The 9,901-nt window shown below is 35.9% G+C and carries 8 protein-coding genes and 2 pseudogenes; 4 read left to right on the plus strand and 6 right to left on the minus strand.

Going from position 1 to position 9,901, the window contains the following annotated elements; genetic code table 11:
• Window positions 1-4 precede the first annotated feature (4 nt).
• Both A6M14_RS08810 and A6M14_RS08815 read right to left on the minus strand, forming a co-directional pair.
• Complete coding sequence (locus A6M14_RS08810) at window positions 5-574, minus strand: FAD-dependent oxidoreductase (protein ID WP_241678059.1); 570 nt, start codon at window positions 572-574, stop codon at window positions 5-7.
• An 89-nt stretch (window positions 575-663) separates the two neighbouring features.
• Window positions 664-1,533, minus strand: coding sequence for a LysR family transcriptional regulator (locus A6M14_RS08815; protein WP_152874590.1), 870 nt, complete (start codon window positions 1,531-1,533; stop codon window positions 664-666).
• A gap of 257 nt (window positions 1,534-1,790) precedes the next feature.
• Here A6M14_RS08815 and gltS point away from each other — a divergent pair.
• Both gltS and A6M14_RS08825 read left to right on the plus strand, forming a co-directional pair.
• Window positions 1,791-2,996, plus strand: a pseudogene (gene gltS / locus A6M14_RS08820) (sodium/glutamate symporter).
• Window positions 2,997-3,228: 232 nt separating this feature from the next.
• Complete coding sequence (locus tag A6M14_RS08825) at window positions 3,229-3,606, plus strand: hypothetical protein (RefSeq protein WP_163121852.1); 378 nt, start codon at window positions 3,229-3,231, stop codon at window positions 3,604-3,606.
• A 58-nt stretch (window positions 3,607-3,664) separates the two neighbouring features.
• Here the strand turns inward: A6M14_RS08825 and A6M14_RS08830 are convergent, their stop codons facing one another.
• The 4 genes from A6M14_RS08830 to A6M14_RS08845 all read right to left on the minus strand — a co-directional run bounded on the left by A6M14_RS08830 (window position 3,665) and on the right by A6M14_RS08845 (window position 7,884).
• A complete protein-coding gene (locus A6M14_RS08830; RefSeq protein ID WP_152874592.1) occupies window positions 3,665-4,951 on the minus strand; it encodes a lytic murein transglycosylase in 1,287 nt (428 codons plus the stop codon).
• A 721-nt stretch (window positions 4,952-5,672) separates the two neighbouring features.
• Window positions 5,673-6,794, minus strand: coding sequence for a 5-(carboxyamino)imidazole ribonucleotide synthase (locus A6M14_RS08835; protein WP_152874593.1), 1,122 nt, complete (start codon window positions 6,792-6,794; stop codon window positions 5,673-5,675).
• 27 nt (window positions 6,795-6,821) lie between these two features.
• The gene (gene purE, locus A6M14_RS08840; protein WP_152874596.1) at window positions 6,822-7,334 is read right to left on the minus strand and encodes a 5-(carboxyamino)imidazole ribonucleotide mutase; all 513 of its coding nucleotides are present in this window, start codon (window positions 7,332-7,334) and stop codon (window positions 6,822-6,824) included.
• 199 nt (window positions 7,335-7,533) lie between these two features.
• Window positions 7,534-7,884, minus strand: a complete 351-nt coding sequence (locus tag A6M14_RS08845; protein WP_171500267.1) for a DMT family protein — start codon at window positions 7,882-7,884, stop codon at window positions 7,534-7,536.
• A 234-nt stretch (window positions 7,885-8,118) separates the two neighbouring features.
• Between A6M14_RS08845 and mpl the strand changes: the two genes are divergently transcribed.
• Together mpl and A6M14_RS08855 are read left to right on the plus strand one after the other, a co-directional pair.
• Window positions 8,119-9,483 carry a UDP-N-acetylmuramate:L-alanyl-gamma-D-glutamyl-meso-diaminopimelate ligase gene (mpl, locus tag A6M14_RS08850; RefSeq protein ID WP_152874595.1) on the plus strand — a complete coding sequence of 455 codons (1,365 nt, stop codon included), beginning with the start codon at window positions 8,119-8,121 and terminating at the stop codon, window positions 9,481-9,483.
• A 233-nt stretch (window positions 9,484-9,716) separates the two neighbouring features.
• Window positions 9,717-9,896 (plus strand): annotated as a pseudogene (locus A6M14_RS08855) (IS5/IS1182 family transposase); the annotation flags it as partial.
• Between the last annotated feature and the right edge of the window lie 5 nt (window positions 9,897-9,901).

Raw genomic sequence — 9,901 nt, forward strand, 5'->3', positions numbered from 1 at the left:
GTTTTTAGGATTTGGCTATAGCACCAACCAATTCAGAAGCAATACCATTTAATGATGGCTCAAGCGCAATAGCTTCATCACGATTCAATGCTTTTTGTACTTGAAGATCGATACCTGATGCGGCTTTTTTAAATGCATATTCATCACGATGAATCACCATTTTTCCTGATTTTACCCAGCAAAAATCATCAATTTCATCACGCCATTTAGACATAATGCTTTGACTATAAAGTGATAAACGTAAAATGTGATTACCATTTGCAATATTGGCTTTACGGTTACAAGCAAATAAAAACTGTAATAACCAAGACCATTGGAATGGTGAAGCATTCAATTTAAAGTTTAATGGAGAATGTGCTTTACCTAGCCATTGAAGTGCTTGGAATGGAACGCCTGCATCTGCTAAAGGTGCAACATAGCGGTAACTTAGTTGACCACCATTTGCAAAACTTGTTTGGCAACCTACCTGATCACTTGCTTCGACCATTGTGACTTTATGACCAGCTTGAATAAGTGCATAAGCTGTACTTAGACCAATTACCCCACCGCCAATTACGGCTACATGCTTTTTCATTGTTCCATGCTACATGTCCAAAAAACATGTTCATTAAAAGAGAAGAAAACTGCTTTAACAAATGAGTTTTTAACGAGTAGTCATAACTTTTAGTTAACTGAAGGTGTAATTAGCCCAATTTCCGATTTTATCAGCTCAATAAAATCCTCCGTTGCCTTTGTTGTACTCACATTAGCATTTCTTAAAATATAGATGGTGGTGTACAAACGAGGCTTTACTTCATGAATCATTTCTTTAGGTAATGAGTATGCTGCTGTATAAATATCGGTAATGCTACATCCCAAACCTTGTCGAACTAATTCACTTGCCATGTAGTAAGTTTGCACATTGACGATACTTTTATTAAATGTTCTGTACTGCTTAACCACTTGCATGAGTGAATCTGAATCTGGATTAATCCATCTATTTTCATCAATAGAATGAATATCTTGATTTGAACGTATTGCTTGAGAGTCAATATAGACCAATGGAATTTCTAAAATGGGCATTGCAATAATGCCGTGCTGGGTTTGTGGCTGGAATGTGACTGCAATATCAATTTCTCGTTGTAATAATTTTTGCTCCAATGCTTGCGTATGATCTGTGCCGATATTTACGAATACATCTGGATATCTTTTAAGAAATTGAGCAGTCAACTTTGGTATTAGACTCAAACCTAAACTTGGTAAACATCCGAGTGTTATTTGTCCTTGAGTATTCTTCGCTAAGTTATGTGTGAGCTTATTTAATTCATTAATTTTTTCATAAATTGGCTTAATTTCATCATATAAAATATACGCTTCTTTGGTGGGCTGTAATTTCCCTTTTACGCGCTTAAATAGTGCAAAACCAAGACGTTGCTCTGCATGTTTTAGTAATTTACTTGCTGCAGGCTGTGATATGCATAGCGATGAAGCTGCCTCTGTCAATGACCCAAAAAGCATCACTGAATAGAACATTTCTAGGTGTCTAAGATTCATAAGAGAGCACATAACCAATAGTTATAGGTAATCTATTAGAATTCATTACTTAATGTCAATAAACCCTTGTAAATTTGCATCAATTTCGACAGCTAATTTAAGAAAACTATTCATTAGGAGTTGGGCTAATAAATAGTGAATTAAATATGTGTTTAACAATTCATCAATAGCGGATAAGTCTAATAGATCCGACATGAACCCTAAAAAACAATCGTTTTAAGGCATGTAAAGTATCTAATATATTTAAAGGGATAGAAATGATAGTAAGTACAAACCATACATTGCTGATGGCTTGCATTGCATTGGCACTTGGCATGCTTGCAGTAAAGCACACTAAATTTTTACGCAACAATCATATCCCTGAAGCGGTTGTGGGTGGGTTTATCGTTGCAACTATCTTATTCTTGGTTAATAAGATGACAGGTTACACTTTCAAATTTGATACATCTTTACAAAGCCTACTGATGATTACTTTTTTCTCTTCTATTGGCTTAAGTTCTGACTTTTCAAAATTACTCAAAGGTGGAAAACCTTAGTTAATTCTTGTGTTTATTGTCACAATCCTGATTATCACACAAAATATTGTTGGTATTGGCATGGCAATGCTTATGAGTGAAGATCCATTCATGGGATTAATTGCTGGTTCAATTACACTTTCTGGTGGACACGGTAATGCTGGGGCATGGGGACCAATTTTAGAACAAAAATATGGTGTTACAGGTGCATTAGAGTTAGCTATGGCGTGTGCAACATTAGGACTTGTTATTGGCGGCTTAATGGGTGGACCAATTGCACGACATCTTATTAAAAAAGTGAAGGTACCAAAAACAACTGAAGATCAAAAAAATAAAATTGAAGAATCATTCGAAGCACCTAAAGTATCAAGAGAAATTAATACTAAAAATGTTATCGAAACAATTTTTTTACTGAGTATTTGTATTGTTGTCGGTACTTATATTGGTGACTTATTAAAAGATAGCGCATTCTATTTACCTACTTTTGTATGGTGCTTATTTGTCGGTATATTCTTACGTAATGTACTCAATCATTTGATCAAGAAAAATGTGGCTGAGCCAACAATTGATGTTTTAGGGAGTACAGCTCTTTCTATATATTTAGCAATCGCACTCATGTCTTTAAACTTCAGCCAATTGGCGAATATGGCTGGGCCAGTCCTATTAATCATTATTGTTCAAACAATCGTAATGGGCTTATTTGCATGCTTTATTACCTTTAAATTGATGGGTAAAGATTATGATGCTGTCGTAATTAGTGCAGGACATTGTGGTTTTGGTATGGGCGCCACACCAACGGCTATTGCCAACATGCAAACGGTAACTAAAACTTTTGGTCCATCACATAAAGCGTTTCTAATCGTACCTATGGTGGGTGGGTTTATTATTGATATATCAAACAGTATTTTTATTAAATTCTTTATTAGTATTATTGAAAAAATCACATAAATATTCGAGTTCTATTCAATATTTTTGATTAATTTTCTAAATGAAATAGCCCTATAAAATTAGGGCTATTTTTTATTTTCTGTTCTATTAAAAAATTTAAAATATAACTCACAATCACTTTATATAACTTGATTTAGCCTTAAATAAGACGGAATTAACCTATCTTGTTTTCAATTTCTTGAATAATACGATTCGTGCTATTGTATGGGCAGATTATTTAGAGGAGAAGGCTGTGAGTTACTATCATATTATTTTGGAAGTAAACGATCATATCAGCACGATTGAAGAAACTCGTGATATTGAACTATTCGATATTGTTGAACTTCAACCATATCTTCACTCAATTTTATTACCTTATTTCAATGAACAAATCCTTGAATTAGATGACGATAACATTGAGTTCAAAGATGTTTTACATCTAGAAATCAAACAAACACTATTACCAATAAATGACTTAATTGAAGAAGAACAACGCCTACTTCCAAGTGATACAGACGTAACAATTACAGCTTATGAAGTTTTCAATAATCGCAATTTAAGTATAGACATCACATCTGCTGTTTTCGATTTATTAGATGCTGTAAAAATTGATCCAAATGCGACACTTTAATTCAAAGTTTAAATAAAAAAGGTCTGCATATGCAGACCTTTTTTTTATTTGTGTTTTCTTATTTCATCATCTTTTTTGCATTTTGATCACGAATAGCTCGAAGAATAAGTTGCCCCGCTCTACCTGTTGGACTCAAACCAAAATGCATTTGTTCCTGACGAATGGCTTGACGCGTTTTATCACCAATTAAGCCATCAACATCACCAATTGAATAACCTCTACTCAATAAGTAGGCTTGAATTTCACGACGTTCGGTTCTTGACGTACCCGCATCATTGGTTGGCCACTCTTTGACAAAGCCACTTGCACCTTGTAAACGGTCAGATAAGTGCGCAATTGCAAGCGCATAACTTTCCGCAGCATTGTAACTATAAATGGCATCAAAGTTTTTAAACACCAGGAATAATGGACCATTTTCACCCGCTGGTGACATTAAACCTGCTTGTGAACTTTCAGCTAAATTAGCTTGAATTATAGGACTGCCATCTGCACGCACAACGCCTCTTTCAACCCATGAAGAAAGTGACTTTTTATTGCGACGGCTTTCACCTGAAATTGAAAAACCTTCAGGTACTTTAACCTCAAAACCCCATGGTTGACCTGTTTGCCAACCACGTTTTTTTAAGAAATTTGCTGTAGATGCTAAAGCATCTGTCGTACTGGATACTAAATCACGACGACCATCACCATCAAAATCGACTGCAAGTTCTTCATAGGTAGATGGCATAAATTGCGTATGACCAAATGCACCCGCCCAAGAGCCTTTCAATTGATCTTGCGTTAAATCACCACGTTGTAAAATTCGCATGGCAGCGAAGAACTCACCACGGAAAAAGCTTTGGCGACGACCTTCGCAACTCAAGGTACCTAAGGATTGTAATAAATCATTTTTGCCCGAAATACTGCCATAGTTACTTTCAACACCCCAAACGGCCACCACAGTTTCAGCAGGTACACCATACGTTGCAGAAACTTTGTTTAATACATCACGATGTTGTTGGATTTTTTGTTTACCAAGCTCAATACGTTCAATATCAACCAAACCAGACAAATAGTCCCAAATTGGCGTAGAAAATTCTGGTTGATAATTCAATTTTTCAATAACTGAATAATCTGGAGTTAAATTTTGCGTATAGCGATCAAAAGTAGAACTAGAAACACCAGAATTCATCGCCTGAGTTTTTAGATTTGCGATGCACATTTGAAAATTATTAGAAGCATTCAAATCTAATATTTTTTGCTCCGCCGTATTTACAGCAACAGATTGACCATTAATGACAAGATCGGCTTGAACCTGAGTTGTTAGGAATAAAGTAGAACCTAAAAGAAAAGCAATATTACGCATATTATCCCGATGCATTTTTGAATTTAAATTATGACTTAAACATACCACCATCAAAGGCAAAAAATAGAAATAAATCGTAAATTTAAATTCATTTTTCTCCATTTTAAATTCATATTTCAGTTTTGAATTCAAAAAAATTAGATTTTTGCGATTTTTAAATTTAAACCGTGTGTTTAGAGCGCCTTTTTGAATTTAAAAATAGTATTTTTGAAAAGAACTTTGAATTTAAATCATTATTTTAAATTCAAATCTCAGAAATTAAATTTAAATATCTAGAGTTATCCACAAGCAACCGCACTCCAGGGCAGCATCTTTAAATTTAAAAACCAATGTTTTAAATTTAAAACAGTCCTTTTAAATTCATTTTTAAGCATTCAAATTCAAAAATAGGCAGTTTAAATTCAAAGTTCGGGTTTTAAATTCAAAACACAAATAACTTTAAATTCATTTCTTGTTTTATAAATTCAAAAGTTTGAATTTAAAGTTTTATCGCACTTCATTTTGCCTAAATCAAAATGAAGTGTTTTAAATATTTTTCTAATTATTAAGCTTCTTTTTAGGTTTCTAGATTGTTATTTACTTTAATATATTGATTATTTTTAGATCAATCATCTTCCGACAAAAGGTGTGCTTCCTTCAAAGAGGCGCAATCATGCCCGAAGTGTAGGCATAAAAAAAGCGGTCATTTACATGACCGCTTTTTTAACATTCAAACTTTGGTTTAAATGCTCATATCTTCGCTAAGTGCGAGTGGGTTCGGTAAAATTTTCGCCAATTTACGACATAAAGTTGTAAGTTCAGCGCTGTCATTTGGCATTAATGTAATATGACCAATTTTACGACCTTCACGCTCAATTTTGTTATACAGGTGAAGATGAGCACCTTCCAGTGCCAAAACATCTTCAGACTTTGGATATTGACCAATAACATTCACCATCACCGTAGGGCGTACAACGTCTGTTGAACCTAAAGGTAAGCCTGCAACCGCACGAATATGGTTTTCAAATTGAGAGCAAACTGCGCCTTCAATTGACCAATGTCCTGAGTTATGAACACGAGGTGCCATTTCATTGGCATATAAACCTTTATCTGTCACAAATAGCTCAAGCGTTAACACACCAACATAATTCAAATGATTCAGCAGGCGAGTGATGTAGTCTTGTGCTACAGGTTGTAGATCTGCACTATTTGGCGCAGGAACAATTGAGTGCGACAAAATACCATTGTGATGATGGTTTTCAGCCAAAGGCCAAGTTTTCACGTCACCGTTTTGTCCACGTACTGCAATAATTGAAACTTCACGAGAGAAAGTTACAAAGCTTTCTGCAATGAGTGAGCCAGCAGGCCCAAGTTCCGCCCAAGCTTGATCAATTTGATCTGCGCTACGAAGAACAAATTGACCTTTACCGTCATAACCACCTGTTGCAGTTTTTAAGACGATAGGCAAACCAAGTTCAGCAACCGCAGCTTTTAAGCTTTCTAATGAATCTACTGCGTTGTACGGCGCAACAGGAATAGCTAGCTCATCGAACAATGCTTTTTCTGAAAGACGATGTTGTGCAATAGCCAAAGCCTGACGTGGTGGGTGCAATGCTTTACTTTGAGTTAAAACATCTACATCTGATAATGGTGTATTTTCAAATTCAAGGCTAAATACATCTGCACTTTCAATGAATTGTTGTAATCCATTTTCAGCCTTTGTCGAGATGACTTGACCTAAAGCTGCTGAAGGGCAATCTGTGCTTGCTTCAAAAAATGTACATTGAATATTAAGTGGTAATGCGGCTTGTGCCATCATACGACCTAATTGACCACCACCAAAAATACCGATGGTTTTATTCATAGCGTTTTTCCCGTATTAAGCTTGGCTTTAAATTTGACCTGGAATATTTTTGCTCGCTACTTTTTCAGTTTGCGCTGCACGAAAATCTGCGACATTTTTTGCAATTTCAGGGCGTGTTAAACCTAAAATTTGTGCAGCCATAATTGCTGCATTTGTTGCACCTGCTGGACCAATTGCAAGTGTGCCTACAGCAATACCTGCTGGCATTTGTACAATTGAAAGCAATGAATCGACACCATTTAAAATTGATGATTTCACAGGCACACCTAGTACTGGTAAATCAGTTTTAGCCGCACACATACCTGGTAAATGTGCCGCACCGCCCGCACCCGCAATAATCACTTGAATACCACGATCACGCGCAGTTTCAGAATATTCGAATAAACGATCTGGAGTACGATGTGCAGAAACAACTTCAGCTTCAAAAGGGACACCAAGCTGCTTAAGCATATTGGCAGTGTGTTCTAGAGTTGCCCAATCCGATTGAGAACCCATAATAATTCCAACGAGAGGAGTGTCTTGAGAAGCGGCCGCATTCATTGCAAATTTTCCAGAGATTAAAGATAGAAGAGATAAATCTCGACGAGAGAGCCAAGCTTTAATAAGAGCCACATATTATAGACTGAATTTTCATCTCAATAAAATTTAACGGTCAATGCAAAGTATGATTTTTATTATTTTTTTATTAAAATTACAAAAAATTAAACAAAAATAGGGCAGTAGCAAATGCTATTTTTTACTACTGACTTCGGAATACAAAATAAACACAACCAAATAAGCATAAACCTGCCCACAAATAATCAAGTTTAAAGGGTTGTTTAAATAGAAAGATCATAAATGGTACAAAGACCAAAAGCGTTACCACCTCTTGGGTGATTTTCATTTGTCCCAAAGACCAACCATGTTGCGCAAGCATACGCGTGGCAGGAATCATGAAACTGTATTCCAACAGCGCGATCATCCATCCAAATAAAATGGCTTGCCAAAGCGGAGCATCATGTAAAAATTTTAAATGACCATACCAAGCAAGGGTCATAAAACAGTTCGAAATAATAAGCAGAATTAAAGGCAAAGACATCGGAGATATCATCCTAAAAGATTGTCGCTATTGTACAAATTTCTGTGTCGATTTAATGCACTTTTATTGATGATTTTTTTTGAATAATTTTGCTGTTTTTGATTGTGAAAAACTCCCTATTTGATACAAGAAAAACTATCTTTTCAGATATAGCCTTGCTATCGTTGCTTTTAAATTGAATAAATCATGACAACAGCACAAAAATCAACGTGATGTGTCAAAAAAAGAAGTGGAGTAAAACGTATTATGCATCTGCATATTTTAGGTATCTGTGGCACATTCATGGGTTCTTTAGCATTACTTGCACGTGACCTTGGTCATACAGTTACGGGTTCAGATCAAAACGTTTATCCACCAATGTCTACGCAGCTAGAAAATGCAGGCATTAAGCTCATGCAAGGCTATGACCGTAGCCATTTACAACCGCATCCAGATTTGGTGATTGTGGGTAATGCCATGAAGCGTGGTATTGATGCTGTGGAATATATGCTCAATGAAGGTTTACCATATATTTCAGGACCTCAATTCCTTGCAGATCACGTTTTACAAGGTAAGCATGTATTAGGTGTTGCAGGTACACACGGTAAAACAACAACAACCACAATGTTAGCTTGGGTGCTTGATCAAGCTGGTTTAGAGCCAGGCTTTTTAATTGGCGGTGTACCTTTAGGTTTCAGTGAAAGTGCACGTTTAGGTGGCGGTAAATATTTCTGTGTAGAAGCTGACGAATACGATTCTGCATTCTTCGACAAACGTTCGAAGTTCGTGCATTACCATCCTAAAACAGCCATTTTAAATAACTTAGAATTTGACCATGCCGATATCTTTGATGACTTGGCGGCAATTCAAAAACAATTCCATCATTTAGTGCGTACTATTCCAAGCGAAGGTCGCATTATTGCGCCAATTACTGAAACCAATATCGATGAAGTTTTAGAACAAGGTTGTTGGACACCTGTTATTCGTACAAGTTTAGATGCAAATGAAAATTCTGAGCTTTATGCAGAGCAATTATCTGCCGATGGTTCTCACTTCAAAGTTTTGCAACACGGCGTTGTAAAAGGTGAAGTGAAATGGACAATGACAGGGCAACACAGTGTAGCGAATGCTTTAGCGACGATTGCTGCCGCAGAACATGTAGGCGTTTCAATTGAAACTGCATGTGAAGCTTTATCTAAGTTTGGTGGTGTAAAACGCCGTATGGAACTTTTAGGCACTGTACGTGGCATTGAAGTTTATGATGACTTTGCACATCACCCAACGGCAATTGATACAACACTAGAAGGCGCACGTAAACGTTTAGGTGAACGCAAACTTTGGGCAATTATTGAGCCTCGTTCAAATACCATGCGTATGGGTAGCCATAAAGATGGTTTAGCGCATTCTGCACGTTTGGCTGATGAAGTCATTTGGTACCAACCTGAAGGTTTAGATTGGGATTTACAACCTGTAATTGATACTGCGCCAAACAAAGCTGTAATTGCTCGAACTTTGGACGACATTATTCAAACTGTAGTCAGCCAAGCAGGTGAGGGCGATGCTGTTGTGATTATGTCGAATGGCGGTTTTGGTGGTTTGCATCAAAAATTGATTACAGCGTTAAAAGCTTAATTTATTGCCTTTTTAAAAGCCCGCGAATGCGGGCTTTTTTTATTATAAGTTTTAACAATAATTTAAAATATTTAAGGAAAAATATCACGCATTAATCCCTATTTTTTATATGTATTTAATTTGTACATATCATTTAATAAAGATAATAATAGATTAGGGTCTGTTGACATTTTCTGTTCAAAAAAATAGCGAGAAAGTAAAATTTAATCGCCAAACCAAATTTACTTCTCGCTATGCCTCGTACAATGCTGAATGATCAACACTGGTCTAAGTTACTTTCTATTTTCCGAAATTTTGATATCTATTTCAAATCTAATTTGAGAAATTTTGTCGAAGCAATACTTTATAGAATAAGAACAGGCTGCCTATGTCGTGATTTCCCTAAACATATAGTTTCTAATAATCAATTCTTTTAAAA

The sequence above is a fragment of the Acinetobacter portensis genome (assembly GCF_009372215.1).
GTDB lineage: Bacteria > Pseudomonadota > Gammaproteobacteria > Pseudomonadales > Moraxellaceae > Acinetobacter > Acinetobacter portensis.